Source organism: Achromobacter sp. LC458 (assembly GCF_001005835.2).
GTDB classification, from domain to species: domain Bacteria; phylum Pseudomonadota; class Gammaproteobacteria; order Burkholderiales; family Burkholderiaceae_B; genus Achromobacter; species Achromobacter spanius_B.
Map to the genome: position 1 here is coordinate 209,951 of NZ_LBHW02000005.1, position 19,058 is coordinate 229,008.

Consider the following 19,058-nt stretch of genomic DNA (forward strand, 5'->3'; position numbering starts at 1 on the left):
AAATCAGTCAGGAGAAGGTCGCAATGGAAACCAAACCCGTCGCCGACGAGGCATGGTGGTTGTGGCGCGAGCGCGCCGCGGAACTGAGCCTGTCCCTGGCCGATTACCTGGACGAGGAACTGGCGCGGCGCCCGCAGCTGCTGCCCGTGCTGGCGCAAGCGCTGGGCATGGAGCCGCTAAGCGCGCAGCAATGCCGCCAGGCCACTCCGCGCTTTGACGTGCTGCCGCTGGCCGACGCCATGGCCTGCCGCGTGGCGCCTTTGCAGGTTGATGGCGAATTGCTGCTGGCGATGGCCGCGCCTTTCTCTCGCGATGCGCGCCTGAAGTTGCAGGCGATGCTGTCCGACCGCGCATTGCGCTTTGCCGTGTGCCCCACCGGCGCGGTGGACGCGTGGCTCAAGCAGGCCGAAGCCACGGAACGCGTGCTGGACGGCGTTGCCGTCGACATGGCGGACGACTCGTTGGCCAAGGCGGTCGAATCGATTTCGCTGGCCTCGCTGGCCAAGGACGAAAGCCCGGTAATCCGCCTGGTCAACATGACGCTGTATGACGGCTTGCAAAGCCGTGCCAGCGACATCCATCTGGAGTCGGACGAGGACGGGCTGTTGATCCGCTATCGCATCGACGGCGTGATGCTGCGCATCCGCCAGGTGCCGGGGCAGGTGACCGCCAACCAGGTGATGTCGCGCCTGAAGGTGCTGTCCAGCCTGGACATCGCGGAAAAGCGCGTGCCGCAGGATGGCCGCTTCAAAGTGGTGCTGCAAGGGCGCGAGGTGGATTTCCGCGTGTCGATCATGCCGGGCAATCACGGCGAGAACGCCGTGCTGCGTCTATTGGACCGATCGCAGCGGGGCGACAAGCTGAGCCTGGACACCTTGGGCTTTCCGGCCGAAACGGCCCGCCGCATTCGTGTGCTGGCGCAGCTGCCCTATGGGCTGACGCTGATTACCGGCCCCACGGGTAGCGGCAAGTCCACCACCTTGTATGGCGCACTGTCCGAGCTGAACAGCGGCGACGAAAAGCTGATCACCATCGAAGATCCGGTGGAATACGAAATGGCCGGCATCTTGCAGATTCCGGTGAACGAGAAAAAGGGCCTGACCTTCGCGCGCGGCCTGCGGTCCATCCTGCGCCACGATCCGGACACGATCCTGGTCGGTGAAATCCGCGACGCTGAGACCGCCGCCATCGCCGTGCAGTCCGCGCTGACCGGCCACCGCGTGTTGTCGTCCGTGCACGCCAACGACGCGTTCAGCGTGATCGACCGCTTTTTGTACATGGACGTCGAACCCGCCACGTTCCTCGAATCGCTGAACGGCGTGGTCTCGCAGCGTCTGGTGCGGCGCCTGTGTCCGCATTGCGCGCCCGCGGGCGAAGCGCGCGCGGGCCCTGGCTGTGAGGCCTGCCGTCACACGGGTTTTCTGGGCCGCATCGCGTTGGCTGAAGTCCTGCGCCTGGATAGCCGCATGAAGACCGCGCTGCTGGACCGCTCGCCCGAGCGCCGCCAGGAAGCCCTGGCGCAATGCCCCGACTATCAATCGATGCGCGACGCCGCCCATGAAGCGGTGGCCCATGGTCTGACCACGTATCAGGAGGTTTGCCGTGCCGTCGCTATGGAATGATCACGCCGTTCTGATCGATGCCGAACACGTCAGCCTGTTGTCCACGACAACGGCCGTGCACGAGCGGCTGAAGATCGTCCATGACGGCCAGCCCGCCGAAGCCGTGTCCGCCTTGCTGGCAAGCCGCCCCTCAGTGCGCCCGCGCTGGCGCAACCGCGTGCGCATCTGGCTGGGTTATCCCTGGGTGCACACGGTGTTGCTGCCCTGGCAACCGGGCTTGCCCGGTGGCGATACGCACTGGTGCGGCTATGCCCAGGCGCTGCTGCGCGAGCGCGGCATCGCGATACCGACCCGCGTGCGCCTGGGGCCGGCCAGCCATGGGCAGGCTCGCCTGGCCGTCGCGGCCGACGCCGTGATGCTGGACGCCCTGGAAGCCCAGCTGCGCGAACAGAAGTGGACGGTGGCGGCCTGCCACGATCTGCTGTCGTCGGCCCTGCATCGCTTTCAACGCGCCGTGCGGACGGACGGCGCCTGCCTGGTCCTGGCGGAAGCCGGCGCGGTGACGTGCCTGTGGCCGTCGGCGCAGGGGTGGGAAGACATGATCACCTTGCAGTTGTCGCCGGGTCAATCCCACGCGTCCGCCGTTGCCTCGGCGCAGGCGCTGTGCGACCGGCCGGTCATGCCGCAATGCGCGTGGACGTCCACCTTGGTATCCCCGGACGTCGCGCTGCCCGAAGACGCGCGCTGGCTGGGCTTTCCCCATGCCATGTTGGGAGGACGGACATGCCCGGGTTGAAGATGAACAAGCTCAATTTCACCAAGCGCGGGGCGACGCAACCGTTTGCCGCCATCGTGGTGCTGCTGTTGCTGTGCGTCGGCCTCTTGAGCGCCTGGCGTCAATGGGACCTGTGGGCGCTGCGGGTCGAGGTCACGCGCTTTGAAAGCCAGCTGGTCGAACGCCGCATGCAACAGGAACGCGAGCAGCGACGGGCGCTTGCGCAGTCGCCGGAAGAAAAGAAGGTGGACGCGCTGGTGTCCGCGCAAAGTGCCGAGGACCGGTTGCGGCCCGTGCTGCTGCGCGCCATCGAACAGGCCTGGAGCCCCCGCGTGGCCGTCATGAACCTGAAGATCGAAGGCGCCGGCAAGACCGTGCAACTGGAACTGATGGCCGTGGACCTGACCGAGGTGTTCGCCTTCGCCGGGCGCGTGAACGCCGGGGAAGGCATCCGGGCAACCGTGATGCGCCACGGCATCAAGTCGGGTGACCCCAACCTGGCCACGATGGCCACCGTGCGGGTGGAGCTGCGATGAAGTCCTTTGCTGAAATTCGTCGCCGCCTGGCCGCGCTGCGCCAGGGCAACGGCGGTTCCCCGCTGCGTTGGCATGCTCAATGTTGGGCCGAACGCTTCGGGCGCGGCGGGCTGTTGGCCCTGGCCGCCTTGCTGGTCTTGATCGTGCATTGCGTCGTGGTGCTGTGGCCGGAAAAGGGCACGCTGCAAATGCGGGCGCTGGAACTGAACGCCGAGCTGCATGCCTGCCAACCCCACGTTGCGCCACCCGGCAATGACATGGACGAACTGCGCGTGCAACTGCGCCTGGACCCCGACCAGCGCAAGCTGGCCGTGATGGAACAGTTGGTGCGTTCGGGCCTGCTGCTGGTCGACATCCAGTATCAGGGCGAAGACACCATCCAGGGCCGCTTGCGCCGCACGTCGGTGGATGTGACGGCGGTGGGTTCGTACCAGGACCTGAGCGCGGGTCTGCGCAAGTTGACCGAAGAGCCGCTGTTGCGCCTGGAGTCCTTGTCCTTGGACAGGCAGAAACCGGAAAACATGCTGGTGAACGTAAAGATGCGCTTGAGCATGCTGGGGGTGGTGTGATGAAGCGATGGATGACCGCGGTAATCACCGCCCTGGTGCCGGCCGCCACGTGGGCCGAGACCACGCAAGAGGTGGATCTGTTCCCCTCGCAAAGCTGGACGTCGCTGCTGGATCGCGGCAGCGAACCTGCCCAGGACGCCGCCGCCCAGGCCAACGCCGCGCCGACCGACACGCCGGCCCTGGACGACACCATGCCCACCGCGCCCGAAGGCGTTGGCGCGACCGCGGCACCGGCCTTTACGGCCATCGGTGAATGGTCCGACACCGGGCGCCGCATCGTGGTGCTGGCGCATCAAGGGGAAACCTATCTGATCTGCCAGCGCTGCGATATGGACGGCGCGGTGCGGCCGGGCGGCAACCTGACGCCGCAGTACCGCTTGAAGGCGTTGGAAGCGAAACGCGCCGTGCTGTTGGACCCGCAGGGCAAGGAACTGCATGTGGACCTGGCGCCGCTGGCGCAATGAGCATGGCGCTCATCGAAACGAAAAAATTCTTTTGGGAATGGCAAGACATCATGATTGCAAAACCTGTCGTAATGGCCGCATTCTTCACCCTGTTGCTGGGCGGATGCGCGGCCCCGGAATCACTGAAACGCGCACTGGGCGGCGACGCGCCGACCACTGCTGAACGCCTGGCCGCCGGGCGCGCGAAGCTGGACAAGAACCCCAACGATATCGAAGCGGGCAAGGACGTGGCGCGCGATGGCGTGACGTTGACCCGCGAGATCCTGCAACGTGTGCGCGTCAAGATGGACGCGGGTGATGACGAGGCCGCGCTGCAGGACGTGCTGGAGCTGCTGACGATCAACCCTGGCAATATGCGCGCCCAGCAGCTCAAGACGCAGCTGGAACAACGTGTGCACCTGAACGCCGAGCTGGCCGAAGCGGTGAGGCTGCAATTCGACCACCCGCGCGAGGCCCTGTACAAGGTCAATCGCATCTTGCAGGAGCAGCCTGGCTTTCCGTCAGCCGAAGCGCTGCGCGCCCAGCTGCAACGCCGCGACGTCGGCCGCCAATCGGTCAAGCCCCGGCTGGCCGACGCGCTGCGCAAGCCCGTGACGCTGAACTTCAAGGCGCAACCCATCGTGCAGATCCTGGACACGATTTCGTTGGCGGCCGGCGTGGACTTCGTGCTGGACCCGGACGTGCAGACGACCATGCCGGCCAGCATCATGGCCCGGCAGACCACCGCCGAAGACGCGATCAACCTGTTGCTGCGCACCAATCAGTTGGAAAAGAAGGTGCTGGATGCGCACACCCTGCTGATCTATCCGTCGCGCCCGGACAAGGACAAGGAGTATCGCGAGCTAATGGTGCGCGTGTTCTACCTGAACCATGCCGATGCCACGCACGTGCTGGCGGCGTTGCGGCAGATCAGCGCGCCCAAGAACGTGCACCTGGACGAACGCGCAAATGCCGTGCTGGTGCGCGACACGCCTGAAGTGATGGCGGTGGTGGAACGCGTGGTGGCGGCGCTGGACATCGCGCAGTCGGAAGTGACGATGGATGTGCAGGTGCTGGAGGTGAACGCCAGCGACGAACTTGAAGTGGGCGTGGACTACCCCAGCGACCTGCGGTTTTCCGTGCTGCCCCAAGGCGAAAACGGCCGCATCACGGTGGGCGACCTGCTGGGCCTGAACCAGGGCAAGATCGGGGTGACCAGCCGCAATGATCTGTCGGCGGCGCTGAACCTGCTGCAAAAGCGCGGCAAGACCAAGGTGCTGGCGAATCCCAAGATCCGTGTTCGCAACATGGAAAAGGCCAGCATCAAGATCGGTGAAAAGGTGCCGGTCGTGACCACCACCAACGCCAATGGCGTGGTGACGGAATCCGTCAACTATCAGGACGTGGGCCTGATCCTGCAAGTGGAACCCCGTATCAGCCTGAGCAATGAAGTCAGCGTGCGCGTCAGCATGGAAGTCAGCAACCTGAAGGGCGAGGTCAAGACGGCTGGCGGCGGCGTCGTCTACCCGATGAGCACGCGCAATGCGGAAACCGTGATGACGGCGCGTGATGGCGAAACGCAGGTGCTGGCCGGCCTGGTCAACCAACAGCAGACGCGCAGCAGCAGCGGTGTGCCCGGACTGAGCGTGATGGGTTGGCTGGGCAGCTTGTTCGGCGGTCAGAAGAAGACGGACCAGAACACGGAAATCGTGTTGCTGTTGACGCCGCATATCGAACGTTCGATGGCCTTGCCGTCGGCTGCCGACAGCTACTTCCCGTCGGGCACCGAGTCGCGCGTCACCGTCATGCCGATGACGACCCAGGCGCCCGCCGCCCCGGAAGCCGCGGCGACGGGCGGCGACGCCCCGGCGCTGGACGCGGTGCTGGCCAAGCCGCCGTTCTAAGGACGCGACATGCGCAAGCAATCGGGTTTCACGCTGATCGAAATGATGGCGGCCATGACCTTGCTGGCCCTGCTGCTGAGCGTTGCGCTGCCGTTCTCGGCGCTGGTCAAGCAACGCGCACAGGAGCGCGAGCTACGGCAAAGCCTGCACACGCTGCGCAACGCCATCGACGCGTATTACCAGGCCAGCCGCGAGGGCAAGGTGGACAAGCCGCTGGACCGCAGCGGTTATCCGCCGGACCTGGAAGCCCTGGTCAAGGGCGTGCAGAACAAGACGGACCCCAACGGCGGCATGTTGTATTTCCTGCGCCGCCTGCCCAAGGACCCGATGTGTGAAAACTGTGAGAACCGCTCGGCGGCCGACACCTGGGATACCCGAAGCTATGACAGTTCGGTCGATGCGTTTTCATCGGGACGTGACGTGTTCGATGTGCGTTCAAAAAGTCAAAGAAGGGGCCTCAATGGCGTTCCGTACAAAGAATGGTAGGCGCGGCTGTGCCGGCTTTACGCTGATTGAGCTGATGGCGGTCATGGCTATCATCGGCGCGTTGATGTCGCTGGTGGCGCCGTCGTTTTTCAAAAGCAACGACCGTGCGCGCGAAACGGTGTTGCGTCACAACCTGCAATCGATCCGTCACGCTATCGACGATTACCGCGCCGACCATGGCAACAATCCCGATTCGCTGGATGTGCTTGTGGCCGACAAATACCTGCGCGAGCTTCCCATGGACCCGGTGACGGGTAAACGCGACAGCTGGTTGCCGCAGAACGGGGATGCGCCTGGCGTGAACGATGTAATCAGCGGCGCGACCGGCAGGGGGCTGGATGGGTTGGACTATGCGCGGTGGTGATCGCGGTGCGTTGTCGCGCCGTCAGGCGGGCTTCGGCTATCTGACGGTGCTGATGCTGGTTATGGCGGTGGCCACGGGGCTGACGGCGGTGGTGCAGCCATGGTCGATGCAAAAGCTGCGCGACCAGGAGGCCGAACTGCTTTTCGTCGGCCAGCAATATCAACGAGCGCTGGCCTCGTATTACCTGTCCGGCACCGCGCCGGCCTATCCCAAAACCATGGAGGCCTTGCTCAAGGACGACCGCGTGTCGTTTACGCGCAGGCACCTGCGCCGGCTGTACGCTGACCCGATAACAGGCAGCACGGAATGGGGCATCGTCAAATCTCCCGACGGCGGCATCATGGGGGTATATAGCCTGTCGGAAAAAAAGCCCATCAAGCAGGATGGTTTTGATGCCGAGGTGGGCGATATGTCAGGAAAATCCAGTTATCAGGATTGGAAGTTTGTATTTATGGGCGTTAATCAACACATCACGCATTAAAAAGATAAATACGTCCAGGAATTTTCTTGGTAATCCGCGGTCTTTCCGGTGGAGAGCCCGAGAAAATATCCGCATATTCGGCCCTGGTTGTCATATCTTGACATTTGGCTTTCCCACTTTGGCTTTGAGAAATTTCTTATTGTTGTGACTATCCCTGCATGAAATCATTCTGTCGGGGTATCAATTGTGATTGCCGTAATAATAAAAATCTTCGGGAATTGCGCTTACATAAGAGTTGACTCAATGATCGTCGCCATTCTTGAAGATTCGCCCACTCAGGTCGAGTGGGTCACCAAACTGCTGCAAAGCCACGGCCACCAGGCCTTCTCGCGCCGCGATGGCGACGGCTTCATCGCGCTACTGCAACAACAACGCGTGGATGTCGTTCTGCTTGACTGGGAAGTGCCCGGCGCATCGGGTCTTGCGGTACTGAAGTGGGCGCGATGCAACCTGGCGCCCAACATGCCCATCCTGATGCTGACGCAGCGCGATGACGAGGAAAGCATCGTGCAGGCGCTGAACATGGGCGCCGACGACTACCTGCAAAAGCCGGTGCGCGAACGTGAGTTGCTGGCCCGCATGGGCGCACAGCTGCGCAAATCCCAGCGCGGCGAAGCCACCGCGTCGCAGTTCCAGGTGGGCCATTTTGCGTTCAACCTGGAAGCCAAGACGTTGACCGTGGACGGGCGCCCCGTCAGTTTGCCCACGCGGGAATTCGATCTGGCCACGATGCTGTTCCGCAGCCCCGGCCGCATCATCACCAAAGACGCGTTGTGTCAGCACATCTGGGGCACCGTCGACCGCAAGTACGACGCCAGCCTGGCGACCTATGTCAGCAACCTGCGTTCGTCATTGGGCCTGCGCTCGCGCAACGGCTATGTGATCGCTACCGTGTACAACTACGGCTACCGCCTCGAACGCATGTATTGAGCCGGCAGGCATTCGCCCCGGCCAGTGCGCCGCGCTGCTTCGGCAGTACACGCAACTTCCCCCCTTCCAATCGCAGTCCGCGCCTGACGTGCGCTGCCGGTCCGACCGCGTGCCTGACGCATCGCGACCCACCTTTCGAGCGTGACGATGAAATTCCTGATTTGGCCTTATACGCGCCTGGGCGCCAGAAAAAACGATGCGCTGCTGTTCTGCAACCTGGGCATCATCCTGCTCTGCTTTGCCATGCCCAGCGATGGGCAGCCCCTGACGGCGGCCGCGCCCGGCGTGCTCGCGGACTTCGGCATTCTGGCGGGCCTGGCGTTGTTCAGCGTGATCGCGGGCCAATCGAAAATGCGCTTGCGGGCATTGGGTTGGCTGATCGGGTTTTGGCTGCTGGCCGCTTTTGTCGTGATCACGGCACGCCGCTGGACGCCGATGGTGGCGCCCGTGGTGGGCGTGGCGCTGGCGTACATCAGCGTAGTCCGCTGGCGCATGGCCACGCGGGGCGCGCGCCGTGAACGTGTCTTGGCCCGCACGGCCGCGCCGGTGGATGCGCCTGCCGTAACCCACGCCAAGCCGAACTGCGCTCGCGACAACGAAGTGATGCTGCAAATGATGCATGACCTGCGCAGCCCGCTGTCGACGATCCTGGTGATGGTGGAAAAGCAAAGCGCCGAAAGCGATTGCCCCAAGCAGGAAGCCTTTGCGCAGTCCGTGCGTGACCTGGCGCAGTACAGCCTGACCGTGGCGCAGGACTTCATGCATCTTTCCCGCGCGGAGCGCCTGGATAAGGCGAATTTCCTGCCCGTTTCGATGCTCGACGTGGGCCAGGAAGCCGCCGACCAAACCCTGTTGCTGGCCGAGCGCAAGGGCATCGACGTGCATATCCGCGAATGCGGGGAAAAGCTGTGGGTGTCGGGCGACTACTGCATGCTGCAACGCGCCGTCATCAACCTGCTGGACAACGCGATCAAGTATTCCAACCCGTCCACACGCATCACGTTGTGCCTGAAGCGCCAGGGCGATATGGCCCGCATCAGTGTGATCGACGAGGGTATCGGCATTGCGGATTCGGTCATGCCGCAGCTGTGCGAGGCGTTTTTTCAGGTGCAGCCCGGCAGCCGTGACGGCGTGGGAATGGGCTTGGCGCTGGTGGCCACGGTGGTGGATGCGCACGGCGGAAAATTGTCGGTCAGTTCGCGTCCTGGGAAGGGAAGCGAGTTTTCGCTCACATTTCCATTGATGCCGATGCCGTGCGCGGAAGGTAATCGCCAGGAAGCGCGGTCCGGTTATCGAACGGGCCTTAATCCCGCCTCATGAACAAGCGCCCTCGTGGCGCTTTTTTTCGGCCATCTGGACGTTCTGTATTGCGTGATTTATCGCGTTTTACCGCGTCATCAATGCGATGCGGCAAGGATGCAACACCTGCTTTTAATAGTGTATTGAGAAAGGTTTTGCCGTTTTCCAGCGCCGGGAATAATGGCTTCGCTTTCACGAGATCCGTGTGATTTCCGGTTCATGAGAATGCGAAAAACAATCCACTAAACATAGGATATTTGATGACTAAAACCACATTGCGCGGTGCAGCCGCCAAGCTTGGCTTGCCGGTCGCGGCGCTGACGCAGGCTGTGCTCATGGCCATGGCGCCGACGACCGCTTCGGCTCACGGTTCCATGATCGATCCCCCGAGCCGGGAATATGCTTGCCACAAGTTTGATACTCCTTGGAATAATCCCAAGTTCTCCGGTTGCGGCAAAGCGAACGACCTTATTGGAAACTGGCAGTCCAACTTGATCGGCGGCGTGTTCAACAACCACAAGGATCTTATCCCTGACGGCCTGCTGTGCGCGGGCGGAAAGGACAGTTGGAAGGCGCTGGATGGCGATCACCAGTGGCCCACCACGGTAGTTACGCCTGACGCCAACGGCAATGCGCAATTCAAGTACCTGCAAACGGCACCGCACATCACCACGTACTTCAAGACCTACATCAGCAAAGACAGCTACGACCCCAAGCGCGGCCTGCGCTGGGAAGATCTGGAACTGATCGGCGATACCGGCTTTCTGCCGCGCCCGGAAGTCGTGAACGCCGTTACGCCCCTGGATGTCAAGATTCCCGCCCACTTTACCGGCAAGCGCGTGATTTACAGCGTGTGGCAACGTGACCCGAGCGACGCCAAGGAAGGTTTCTACTCTTGCTCGAACGTGGAAGTGATGCCTGCCAACGTGCAATGGCAAGCCAGCGGTGCGCTGCAAGGCGGCCAAGTCAACGTCGGCTCGAAGATGACCCTGCGCGTGTTCGATCTGAGCCGTGCCGGCGATCTGGAAAGCCATTCGATCATCGTCAAGGCCGGTGAAGAAAAGGCCGCCCAGTGGATGTACGCCCTGGCCAAGGAAGTCAACAACAAGTCGTCCGTCATCAAGGTCGGCAAGATGCAGTCCAATGGCCAAGTCTTGCCGCAGCAAAGCGACACCGAAAACCAGGTCTATGGCCTGAACAAGAAGGTTGGCTTCGCGATTGACCAGAAGGCTGCCGAGCCGGTGGATCCGCCGCCCGTCGTCATCAATGCGCCTACGGCTCAACTGACTGGCCCGGCAACGGCCAATGCTGGCGAGCGCGTTTCGCTGTCGGCCAAGGGTTCGAACAACGGTGGCGGTACGCTGAAGTTCCAGTGGACGGCTCCGGCTGGCATCACCGCTTCGGCGCTGAACCAGGCTGACCTGAGCTTCACGGCTCCGACGCTGACGCAAGACAAGTCCTACTCGTTCACCGTCAAGGTCACGAACGAAAAGGGTTCGTCGAGCAAGACGCATTCGGTCCTGGTCAAGAAGCAAGCCCAAACCGGCGGCGGCACTGACGGTGGCAACACCGGCGGTAACGAAGGCGGCAACACCGGCGGCAACGACGGTCAGACCGGCCAGTACCCGGCCTACAAGGAAGGCACCACGTACGCAGCTGGCGACAAGGTCACCAACGGCGGCAACGTCTACGAGTGCAAGATCTGGCCCGTGACCGCATGGTGCAGCGCTTCGCCGTTGCACTACGCTCCCGGCAAGGGCCTGGCTTGGCAGCAAGCTTGGGACCTGGTGAAGTAATTCCCTTCACTGTTCTCAGTCTGAGCTGAAACTGCTTGAAAATCCGCAGTGAATAACGCGGAAAAATGAAGTTCCTGGTCCCTCGTGCGAAAGCGCGGGGGATTTTTTTTGCCGCAGGTTATTTTTTTAATGAGTGTGGGGAAATTGCTTTAAGGAATCGTTTATCAACTTTGATTATCAAAGGGCTTCCGGCCGAGAATGAATTCACCTTGTCCTGCGTGCTGCATGGAAGGTGATTTATTCAACCTCACTCTGAAGTGTTTATAAAAAAATGGCGAAATTCAAATTAACTCTGGTGGGCGGCCTGGTACTGGCGGCCGTATCCGGTTCGGTTTTGGCTCACGGCACCATGTCGCATCCGAAGGCGCGCATCCTGCATTGCCACGCGGGCAGTCAGAGCGAAGGTTGCGCCGCATTCAAGGCGCAGGGCGGCAGCGTGTACGACTGGCGTGAAGTCTGGCAGAAGCCGGGCGGCGAAAAAACCGTTGCCACCACGCCGGGCGACCGCCTGTGCGACGGTGGCACCAAGCCGTCCCATCGCGGCCTGAACGCGCTGGCCCAATGGCCCATCACCACGCTCAAGCCGGACGCCAATGGCAACGTCACGCTGAAGTGGAACCACACCGTGGCCCACCGCACCAAGTCGCTGCAATTCTTCATCACGAAGATGCCGTATGACTCGACCAAGCCGCTGCAATTCTCCGACTTTGAAAAGTTCTGCGAACAGCGCGACTTCACGCCGGCCGCGGCGGGCGAAGGTCGTGAGCAGGAATACAGCTGCACGCTGCCCGCCGGCAAGACCGGCCGCCATCTGATCATGAGCGTCTGGAACACCAACCACGTGGGCGACGGCGTGACCTCGGGCGAGTCCTATCGCGCTTGCGGCGACGTGAACATCGAGGGCGTGTCCAACGTCATCAAGCCGTCGGATATCGGCGCGCTGTACTCCATCGGTGAAACCAAGGTGGGCGATTCGCTGGTGTGGCGTTTGGCTGACCCCAAGCGCAACGGCGAATACCTGGAACAGCTGCGCGTGCCGCTGGACGAGAACGCCGTGCAGGGCGAGCGTTGGACGCAAGTGCTGGGCAATGCCGTCAACGGCACGTCCAAGCGCGTGCGCATCGGCCAGTTGGGCGCTGACGGCAAGACCGTGACGCCGATCGTGGGAGTGGACAAGTCGCACGTCTATTCGATGGACGGCAGCAAGTACCACTTTGTGGTGACCAAGGAAGCGGCCGAGATCAAGCCGGACCCCGTGGTGATCCCGCCGCTGTCCAGCATCACCGGCCCGGTGAATGTGCAAGCGGGTCAGAAGGTGCAGCTGTCGGGCTCGGCCTCGACCGGTACCGACCTGAAGTTCTCGTGGACCGTGCCGGCCGGCATCACCGTCGCGGTGAAGGACCAGCCCACGCTGAGCTTCGTGGCGCCGACGCAAACGAAGGACCAGCAGTACTCGTTCACGCTGAACACGCGTAACGACAAGGGCGCATCGGATGCGACCCACGTTGTGACGGTCAAGGGCAAGCCGGAAGTCATCGTTGACGAAGGCGGTAATGGTGGTAATGGCGGTAATGGCGGCACCGGCGGTAACGGTGGCAATGGTGGCACCGGCGATACGCCGCCCGCCTACAAGGCCGGCACTGCCTACAAGGCGCTTGAGCGCGTGACGAACCTGGGCAAGGTCTACGAGTGCAAGCCGTGGCCCTACACGAACTGGTGCGGCCAGTCGCCGTTCCATTACGAGCCCGGTAAGGGCGGCTACTGGACCCAGGCCTGGGATCTGGTGAAGTAAGCCGTCGTTGTCAAGGCGGGCCGAGGTCAACACGCCTTGGCCCGCGTTGGACGCCAGCCCCCTCTCAGCGATGGGAGGTGGGCTTTCTTTTTGCGTTGTTGGATTCGCCGTCAAGGCGAATCACTGAATAGCCATGAAAAACAAAATACCGTTTTCGATGCTCGTGCTGGCACTAGGCACGGCGTTTTCCGCTCCGGGGCATGCGGCGTCAGCCGACGAACCCCGGCCTATTTACGTTCGGCTGAAGGCCGAAGCTCCCAACCCGGCCCAGCGCACGGCGCCCACGCCCGAAGTGGCCGGCGCCATGGATGCGCTGACGCGCCTGACGCCCGGCATGGAGCCGTTGATCCCGATGTCGCCGATGATGCGCAACTACGAGGATATCGCGGCACTGGAACGCCATAACCTTACGCGCTACTACAAGATTTCGGCCGAGATGATGCGCGGCCGCGACGCGGAATTGCTGGTCAAGCAGCTGCTTGAAAACCCGTTGGTGGAAAGCGCGCAGATCGAGCCCGTGCCGATGTCGATTGGTGACGGCCTGCAAGCCGATCCCGCCATGGCGATCACGCGCGCGGCGCCCGGCACGCCGGACTACACCAAGTGCGACGGCGCAATGGCGCCGACGTGCCAGAACTATATGCAGTCGCCCAAGCCCGGCTATTGGCCGTTGGGCGGCGTCAACGCCTTCGAGGCGCAGCGCTTGACCGGGCACTATGGCGCGAATGTGCGTCTGATTTCGAACGAGATCAACCATTGGGATTTCGACCACGTTGATCTGCCCAAGCCTTTCCTGCATCACGGGCAGTATGTGGAAAAGCCCGATTCGCACGACACGATGTCGGCCGGCATCATGTTCGGGCAGGACAACGGCTATGGCGTGACGGGCATCGTGCCGCAAGCGCAGGCCGGCTATACCAAGTACAGCCCCAGCGGCATGGTCGATCTGCGCAACGTGCTGCAGGCCGGCGACGTGGTGCAGATCGGCGTGCACTACAAGTTCAGCAACGGCTGCGGCCCGACCACGGCATGCTGGTTGCCCGTGGAACACGTGGATGTGGTCTATGACGCCATTTCGTATCTGACCAAGGAAAAGGGCGTGCATGTGGTGCTGGCGGCGGCCAACGGCGCGGCCAACCTGGACGACCCGTGGTTCCGTGGACGCTATGACCGTACCAAGCGCGATTCGGGCGCCATCTACGTCGGCGCGGCCGACCCGGTGCAGGGCCAGGTCGCGTGGTTCTCGGAAACGGGCAGCCGCGTCGATATGTTCTCTTGGGGTGGGCGCGTCACCACCACCGACTGGAAGGAAGGTCAGCACAACCTGTACACCACGGCGTACAGCGGCACGTCGTCCGCCAACCCCATCATTGCGGGTAGCGTGGCGTGGCTGCAAAGCCTGGCGCGCGAGCGCGGCCTGGGCAATATCCCGCCCAAGGTCATGCGGCAGATCCTGGTGGACAGCGGCAACCCCGTGCCCATCGTCAATCCGGCTCGTCCTATCGGCGTGCAGCCCGATCTGGTGCGTGCGGCGGAGCTGCTGGGCGGCGACAGCGTCGGCGGGCAGGCGCCTCAAGCGCATGTCGTCGGCTCGTCGCAAGCGAATGCGGGCGACAAGGTGGTGTTGTCGGCCGCGGATTCGACTGGCAAGGGTTTGAACTATGCGTGGAGCAGCCAGCCCGCGCTGACGTTCATTGAGCAGGGCGTCAAGGGCAGCTTTGTTGCACCGGAAAGCGCAAAGGACGTCGCCTACCGCATCACGCTGAAAGTGACCGACTCGCAAGGGCGCAGCGCGTCCACGCACCATGGTGTGCTGGTCAAGGCGAAGGCGGCGGGCGTGTGCGCCAACGCGCCCGCGTGGGATGCCCGCAAGGTGTACAACGTGCCGAACGAAGCGGTGTCGTACAACGGCAAGGTCTACCACCAGAACTACTGGAACGTGGACGCCGCGCCGGACAAGAACTCGGCGCAGTACGGCAAGCCGTGGAAGATGCCCGAGTCCTGCGACCTGGAGCCCACGCCGATTCCGCTGCCCGTTGCTCGCATCAGCGGTCCCGCTGAAGTCGCGGCGTTGCAGCCGGCCACCTTGTCGGCCAGCGGTTCCACGGGCCAAGGCCTGAAGTACGTGTGGACGAGCCTGGACGAGATCGGACTACAGGCCAACGGCGCGACCGTTACGTTTTATGGTCCCCCGCTGGCGCAGGATCGCAACCTGACGTTCAAGCTGGCCGTGACGGACGAGCGCGGTCGTACCGCAACCGCCACTCACGTGGTGAAAGCCAAGGCCAAGGTCGTGGTGCCTGAAGTCATTGCGCCGCAAGCCAAGTTGAGCGGCCCCGCCACGGTCAAGGGCGGCGAGCGCGTCGTCTTGTCGGGCAAGGCATCCACCGGAACGGACCTGCGCTACCGCTGGACCGTGCCCGCGGGTATTTCCGCCGGTGCGTTGGACCAGGCGGACATCAGCTTTGTCGCGCCGACCAGCACGAAGGACACGCCTTACCGCTTTACGCTGACGGTGAGCAACTCGCGCGGCGAAGTCCAGGCCAGCCACACCGTGACGGTGCAGGCGCAGGCAGCCGTGGGTGGGCACCCGCAGTACAAGGCGGGCACCATCTATAAGGCGGGTGACAAGGTCATGAACGTGGGGAAGACGTTTGAATGCAAGATCTTCCCGTACAGCGGCTGGTGCAGCCAGTCGCCGTCGCACTATGCGCCCGGCACGGGTTCGCATTGGCGCGATGCGTGGATGCAGCGTTAAGCATTAAGCATTAAGCATCAAGCATTAAGCACTAAGCGTTAAGCGTCGCGCGATGGTTGCGTGATGCGCTGCCCCCGCCGGTTTTCCGGTGGGGGCTTTTTTTTGGCGAGCCGCTCTCATGGGCTTCAGGCCTGCATGTCCGCCACCACGCGATAGGTGCGTGCTTGCCCCTGCTTGTCGACCTGGCACAGCATGACGCCGTGCTGCGGACCCGCCAGCGTGGCGACGCTGGCCAGCTCGGCCGGCAGGCCGCTCAGGTCAAAGCCGATGGCCGCGTCGGGGCCAGCTGCGCGGCGGATGCCGGCCAGTAGATGGTGCAGGTGGGCGTGATGCTGCTGCATGTCTTGCACGTCTGGTAACGGATGGCCTTGCAGGTGCACCCCGGCGGCGGCGCATGGCGCTTCAAGCGCGGCCAGCTCGTCGGCGTGCCGATACAGGGCATGGAATGTGCGTGGCTGGAAGGAACCGCGAGCGGCGCAGAAAGAAGACAGCGCGCGGCCGCCCGATGCCAGCCCGATCAATTGTGAGGGAGGGGCGGGTGCGGCGCTTAGCCGATACCGAGGCCGCCGCTTCAGGTGGTGCACCGCCATCGCCGACGAGGCGATCGTCAAGGATAAACCCGCCAGCAACGGAACCAGCCAGATCAACAGGCTGGGGTGGTCCGTGAACGGATGCTGATACTTTTCAACGGTGGTGGGGTAGAAGTAGCGCAGCAAAGGCTTGAACATCAGCCCTTCATTGAGCGCATCGGTTACCCAGCTGATCAGCACGATGGAGCTGATGGTGTAGCAGGCGGTTTTCAAGCGGTGCAGCAACACCGCGCGAGTCAATGTCATGGCCAAGCCTCCGGAGCGCAGCGAACGCGGCGACGCGGCGTCCGCGATACAACCCAAGAGCAAAGCATCCGGATTCGCAAGAAGCAATCAGAGGAGTCTGGTAATGGCAGGGGTCTGGTTTTGGCGGGCGCAGCTAATGGCGGGCACAGCTAATGGCGGCGGAAATGAAAAAAGGGCCGGACAACAAGTGTCGAGCCCTTCTTAGGTGACTGCAGAGATCAAGAACACGGGGTTGCTTGACCGCTGCACATCTGAATTTGGAGCGGGAGACGAGTCTCGAACTCGCGACCTCAACCTTGGCAAGGTTGCGCTCTACCAACTGAGCTACTCCCGCATGGGTTCCGTCATGAACTGCTCAGAACCGTTTTCTTGTGCACTCTGATCAACTTGGTTATCGATCAGAAGGCGCGCATCTTACATGATTTTTTCGAGCTTGTCATTGGACTGAGATTTTTCGCGTTTTCGCCGTGTTCTCTATAACGAGCGGCTGTTGAAAAGCGGGGTACTCAAACCAAAACACTCAATCAAGTAATATGAGCGAAGACCGAAACTATAGCATAGCCCGTAGCACCCATGTCAACTGCCCCTGCTATCAACACGGCGCCAGCCGCGCTGACTCCCGCCGCCCACGATCTAAGCCGGCTCAATACGCTGGGTCTGGCGTCGCAAGCTGAAGCCTTCGTCACACTGGATGATGCCGCGCAATTGCCGGCCTTGTCCGACTTGGCACGCCGCGCGGACAGCCTCCTGGTGCTGGGCGGCGGCAGCAATGTTGTCCTGCCTGAACGCGTTTCCGGCCTGGTGGCCAAGGTGGCGTTCAGGGGCGTGCGGCTGTTGCAAGACGCGCCCGACGTCCGCCTGGTGGAAGCGGCGGGTGGGGAAAGCTGGCATGGCTTTGTCGAACATTGCGTCGATCAGGGTTGGGATGGCCTGGAAAACCTGGCGTTGATTCCCGGTACGGTCGGGGCCGCGCCGGTGCAGAACATCGGCGCTTACGGCGTCGAGTTCGAACAGCGCTTCCATAGCCTGACCGCCTGGGATGTGACGGCGGCAAGGCTTGTTGAAATGGGCCCGTCCGATTGCCGCTTTTCGTACCGGGATAGCACCTTCAAACACGACGCGCCCGGCCGCTGGATCATCGTCAGCGTGCGGTTCGCCTTGCCGCGCCCCTGGCGCCCCGTGCTGGGCTACCCGGACCTGCAACGCCACGAACGGCTGGCCCATGGCGTGCCAAGCGCGCGCGACATTTTCGACGCGGTTTGCGACATTCGCCGCGCCAAGCTGCCGGACCCCGCCGTGACCGGCAACGCCGGCAGCTTTTTCAAGAACCCCATCGTGACCGCCGACGTGCGGGACGATCTGGCCGAACGCTTTCCCGGGTTGGTGTCGTACGCGCAACCGGACGGCCGCTACAAGCTGGCAGCCGGCTGGCTGATCGACCAGTGCGGCTGGAAGGGGCAGGCCCTGGGCGCGGCGGGGGTGCATGACAGGCAGGCGCTGGTGCTGGTCAATCGCGGCGGCGCCAACGCTGCCGACATCATGGCGTTGGCCGGCGCGATTCAAGCGTCGGTGCAGGCACGCTACGGTGTCATGCTGGAACCAGAACCTGTGGTGGTGTAGGGCGCGGTGCGAACGGTGCAATAAAAAAGGATCCCGAGGGATCCTTTTTGGTTTTGTGGCGAGCGCTCCGGCGCTCCGGCGGCGCGGCGTGCACCGCCGCCGCCTGGCTTAGAAGCCCAGCACGGACTGCATGTCGTACAGGCCGTTGTGCTTGTCTTGCAGAAAGCGTGCGGCGCGCAGGGCGCCTTCTGCGTAGGTGGCGCGGCTGCTGGAACGGTGCGTGATTTCGATGCGCTCGCCAATGCCGCAGAACGACACGGTGTGGTCGCCCACGATGTCGCCCCCGCGCAGCACGGAAAAGCCGATGGTGCCGGGCTTGCGCACGCCGGTGTCGCCATGGCGGCTCCAGGTGGCCACGTCCGGCAGCGCCACGTCCCAGGCGGACGCAATGGTCTCGCCCATTTTCAACGCGGTGCCCGAAGGCGCATCGACCTTGTTGCGATGGTGCGCTTCGAACACTTCAACGTCGTATCCGGAATTGAGGATGCGGGCGGCCATGTCCAGCAGCTTGAGCGTGGCATTCACACCCACGCTCATGTTGGGCGCGAACACGATGCCGATTTTCTGCGCGGCAACTTCGATGGCGGCGCGGCCGTTGTCGTCGAACCCGGTGGTGCCGATGACGGCGTGCGTGCCGTGCTTCACGCAGGCCTGCAAGTGGGCAAGCGTGCCTTCGGGTCGCGTGAAATCGATCAGGCAATCGGCGTTGGCCAGCGCGTCAAGATCATCGGTGATCAGCACGCCGGTCTGTTGGCCCAGCGGGGCGCCCGCGTCCTGGCCCAGCGACGTCGACCCATTGCGGTCCAACGCCACTGCCAATTGCAGGTCGGTGGACTTGAGGATGGCGTCGATCAGCATCTGGCCCATACGGCCGCTGGCGCCGGCAATTGCAATACGCATGAAGAAA

18 protein-coding genes and 1 tRNA gene are annotated in these 19,058 nt (G+C 63.0%); 15 read left to right on the forward strand and 4 right to left on the reverse strand.

Annotated features, from left to right (window positions below):
* The first annotated feature begins 23 nt into the window (after nucleotides 1–23).
* The 11 genes from YH64_RS06750 (at nucleotide 24) to YH64_RS06795 (ending at nucleotide 9,370) form a co-directional block, all read left to right on the forward strand.
* Nucleotides 24–1,622: a GspE/PulE family protein gene (locus tag YH64_RS06750; protein ID WP_046803540.1), complete on the forward strand. Its 1,599-nt coding sequence runs from the start codon at nucleotides 24–26 to the stop codon at nucleotides 1,620–1,622.
* Nucleotides 1,603–2,358, forward strand: a complete 756-nt coding sequence (locus YH64_RS06755; RefSeq protein WP_046803434.1) for a hypothetical protein — start codon at nucleotides 1,603–1,605, stop codon at nucleotides 2,356–2,358. Before YH64_RS06750 ends, YH64_RS06755 begins: the two co-directional genes overlap by 20 nt.
* A complete protein-coding gene (locus tag YH64_RS06760; protein ID WP_143215270.1) occupies nucleotides 2,346–2,873 on the forward strand; it encodes a hypothetical protein in 528 nt (175 codons plus the stop codon). Before YH64_RS06755 ends, YH64_RS06760 begins: the two co-directional genes overlap by 13 nt.
* Entirely contained in the window at nucleotides 2,870–3,442 is a 573-nt protein-coding gene (locus tag YH64_RS06765) for a hypothetical protein (protein ID WP_046803432.1), read from the forward strand. The genes YH64_RS06760 and YH64_RS06765 overlap by 4 nt, the downstream gene beginning before the upstream one ends.
* Nucleotides 3,443–3,453: 11 nt before the next feature.
* The gene (locus tag YH64_RS30090; RefSeq protein ID WP_046803431.1) at nucleotides 3,454–3,906 is read left to right on the forward strand and encodes a hypothetical protein; all 453 of its coding nucleotides are present in this window, start codon (nucleotides 3,454–3,456) and stop codon (nucleotides 3,904–3,906) included.
* A gap of 50 nt (nucleotides 3,907–3,956) precedes the next feature.
* Nucleotides 3,957–5,789, forward strand: a complete 1,833-nt coding sequence (locus YH64_RS06770) for a type II secretion system protein GspD (protein ID WP_162941160.1) — start codon at nucleotides 3,957–3,959, stop codon at nucleotides 5,787–5,789.
* A gap of 9 nt (nucleotides 5,790–5,798) precedes the next feature.
* Complete coding sequence (locus YH64_RS06775; RefSeq protein WP_046803430.1) at nucleotides 5,799–6,275, forward strand: type II secretion system protein; 477 nt, start codon at nucleotides 5,799–5,801, stop codon at nucleotides 6,273–6,275.
* Complete coding sequence (locus tag YH64_RS06780; RefSeq protein WP_046803429.1) at nucleotides 6,250–6,639, forward strand: type II secretion system protein; 390 nt, start codon at nucleotides 6,250–6,252, stop codon at nucleotides 6,637–6,639. Before YH64_RS06775 ends, YH64_RS06780 begins: the two co-directional genes overlap by 26 nt.
* Before the next feature lie 10 nt (nucleotides 6,640–6,649).
* Nucleotides 6,650–7,120 (forward strand): type II secretion system protein, encoded by a 471-nt coding sequence (locus YH64_RS06785; protein ID WP_255444172.1) that lies wholly within the window; start codon nucleotides 6,650–6,652, stop codon nucleotides 7,118–7,120.
* Nucleotides 7,121–7,363: 243 nt separating this feature from the next.
* Nucleotides 7,364–8,050 (forward strand): response regulator transcription factor, encoded by a 687-nt coding sequence (locus YH64_RS06790; protein WP_046803427.1) that lies wholly within the window; start codon nucleotides 7,364–7,366, stop codon nucleotides 8,048–8,050.
* 147 nt (nucleotides 8,051–8,197) lie between these two features.
* A complete protein-coding gene (locus YH64_RS06795) occupies nucleotides 8,198–9,370 on the forward strand; it encodes a sensor histidine kinase KdpD (protein WP_046803426.1) in 1,173 nt (390 codons plus the stop codon).
* Here the strand turns inward: YH64_RS06795 and YH64_RS06800 are convergent.
* Complete coding sequence (locus YH64_RS06800; protein ID WP_143215271.1) at nucleotides 9,354–9,545, reverse strand: hypothetical protein; 192 nt, start codon at nucleotides 9,543–9,545, stop codon at nucleotides 9,354–9,356. The genes YH64_RS06795 and YH64_RS06800 overlap by 17 nt on opposite strands.
* Before the next feature lie 64 nt (nucleotides 9,546–9,609).
* Between YH64_RS06800 and YH64_RS06805 the strand changes: the two genes are divergently transcribed.
* The 3 genes from YH64_RS06805 (at nucleotide 9,610) to YH64_RS06815 (ending at nucleotide 15,695) form a co-directional block, all read left to right on the forward strand.
* Nucleotides 9,610–11,145 (forward strand): lytic polysaccharide monooxygenase, encoded by a 1,536-nt coding sequence (locus YH64_RS06805; protein WP_046803425.1) that lies wholly within the window; start codon nucleotides 9,610–9,612, stop codon nucleotides 11,143–11,145.
* A gap of 271 nt (nucleotides 11,146–11,416) precedes the next feature.
* A complete protein-coding gene (locus YH64_RS06810; protein WP_046803424.1) occupies nucleotides 11,417–12,937 on the forward strand; it encodes a lytic polysaccharide monooxygenase in 1,521 nt (506 codons plus the stop codon).
* A gap of 133 nt (nucleotides 12,938–13,070) precedes the next feature.
* The gene (locus YH64_RS06815; RefSeq protein WP_052945939.1) at nucleotides 13,071–15,695 is read left to right on the forward strand and encodes a S8 family serine peptidase; all 2,625 of its coding nucleotides are present in this window, start codon (nucleotides 13,071–13,073) and stop codon (nucleotides 15,693–15,695) included.
* 125 nt (nucleotides 15,696–15,820) lie between these two features.
* Here YH64_RS06815 and YH64_RS06820 read toward each other — a convergent pair whose 3' ends face one another.
* Complete coding sequence (locus tag YH64_RS06820; RefSeq protein ID WP_143215272.1) at nucleotides 15,821–16,531, reverse strand: hypothetical protein; 711 nt, start codon at nucleotides 16,529–16,531, stop codon at nucleotides 15,821–15,823.
* Nucleotides 16,532–16,789: 258 nt separating this feature from the next.
* Nucleotides 16,790–16,865: transfer RNA gene (locus YH64_RS06825), tRNA-Gly, on the reverse strand.
* 239 nt (nucleotides 16,866–17,104) lie between these two features.
* Between YH64_RS06825 and murB the strand changes: the two genes are divergently transcribed.
* Entirely contained in the window at nucleotides 17,105–18,151 is a 1,047-nt protein-coding gene (gene murB / locus YH64_RS06830) for a UDP-N-acetylmuramate dehydrogenase (RefSeq protein WP_143215273.1), read from the forward strand.
* Between the two features lie 108 nt (nucleotides 18,152–18,259).
* Here the strand turns inward: murB and dapB are convergent, their stop codons facing one another.
* Nucleotides 18,260–19,051: a 4-hydroxy-tetrahydrodipicolinate reductase gene (gene dapB / locus YH64_RS06835; RefSeq protein ID WP_046803421.1), complete on the reverse strand. Its 792-nt coding sequence runs from the start codon at nucleotides 19,049–19,051 to the stop codon at nucleotides 18,260–18,262.
* Nucleotides 19,052–19,058 lie beyond the last annotated feature (7 nt).

Bases quoted from the DNA above. Each gene is read 5' to 3' on its own strand.
- YH64_RS06750 (WP_046803540.1), top strand. From the start codon at position 24: ATGGAAACCAAACCCGTCGCCGACGAGGCATGGTGGTTGTGGCGCGAG.
- YH64_RS06760 (WP_143215270.1), top strand. From the start codon at position 2,346: ATGCCCGGGTTGAAGATGAACAAGCTCAATTTCACCAAGCGCGGGGCG.
- YH64_RS06765 (WP_046803432.1), top strand. From the start codon at position 2,870: ATGAAGTCCTTTGCTGAAATTCGTCGCCGCCTGGCCGCGCTGCGCCAG.
- YH64_RS30090 (WP_046803431.1), top strand. From the start codon at position 3,454: ATGACCGCGGTAATCACCGCCCTGGTGCCGGCCGCCACGTGGGCCGAG.
- YH64_RS06770 (WP_162941160.1), top strand. From the start codon at position 3,957: ATGATTGCAAAACCTGTCGTAATGGCCGCATTCTTCACCCTGTTGCTG.
- YH64_RS06775 (WP_046803430.1), top strand. From the start codon at position 5,799: ATGCGCAAGCAATCGGGTTTCACGCTGATCGAAATGATGGCGGCCATG.
- YH64_RS06780 (WP_046803429.1), top strand. From the start codon at position 6,250: ATGGCGTTCCGTACAAAGAATGGTAGGCGCGGCTGTGCCGGCTTTACG.
- YH64_RS06790 (WP_046803427.1), top strand. From the start codon at position 7,364: ATGATCGTCGCCATTCTTGAAGATTCGCCCACTCAGGTCGAGTGGGTC.
- YH64_RS06795 (WP_046803426.1), top strand. From the start codon at position 8,198: ATGAAATTCCTGATTTGGCCTTATACGCGCCTGGGCGCCAGAAAAAAC.
- YH64_RS06805 (WP_046803425.1), top strand. From the start codon at position 9,610: ATGACTAAAACCACATTGCGCGGTGCAGCCGCCAAGCTTGGCTTGCCG.
- YH64_RS06810 (WP_046803424.1), top strand. From the start codon at position 11,417: ATGGCGAAATTCAAATTAACTCTGGTGGGCGGCCTGGTACTGGCGGCC.
- YH64_RS06815 (WP_052945939.1), top strand. From the start codon at position 13,071: ATGAAAAACAAAATACCGTTTTCGATGCTCGTGCTGGCACTAGGCACG.
- YH64_RS06820 (WP_143215272.1), bottom strand. From the start codon at position 16,531: ATGACATTGACTCGCGCGGTGTTGCTGCACCGCTTGAAAACCGCCTGC.
- murB (WP_143215273.1), top strand. From the start codon at position 17,105: ATGTCAACTGCCCCTGCTATCAACACGGCGCCAGCCGCGCTGACTCCC.
- dapB (WP_046803421.1), bottom strand. From the start codon at position 19,051: ATGCGTATTGCAATTGCCGGCGCCAGCGGCCGTATGGGCCAGATGCTG.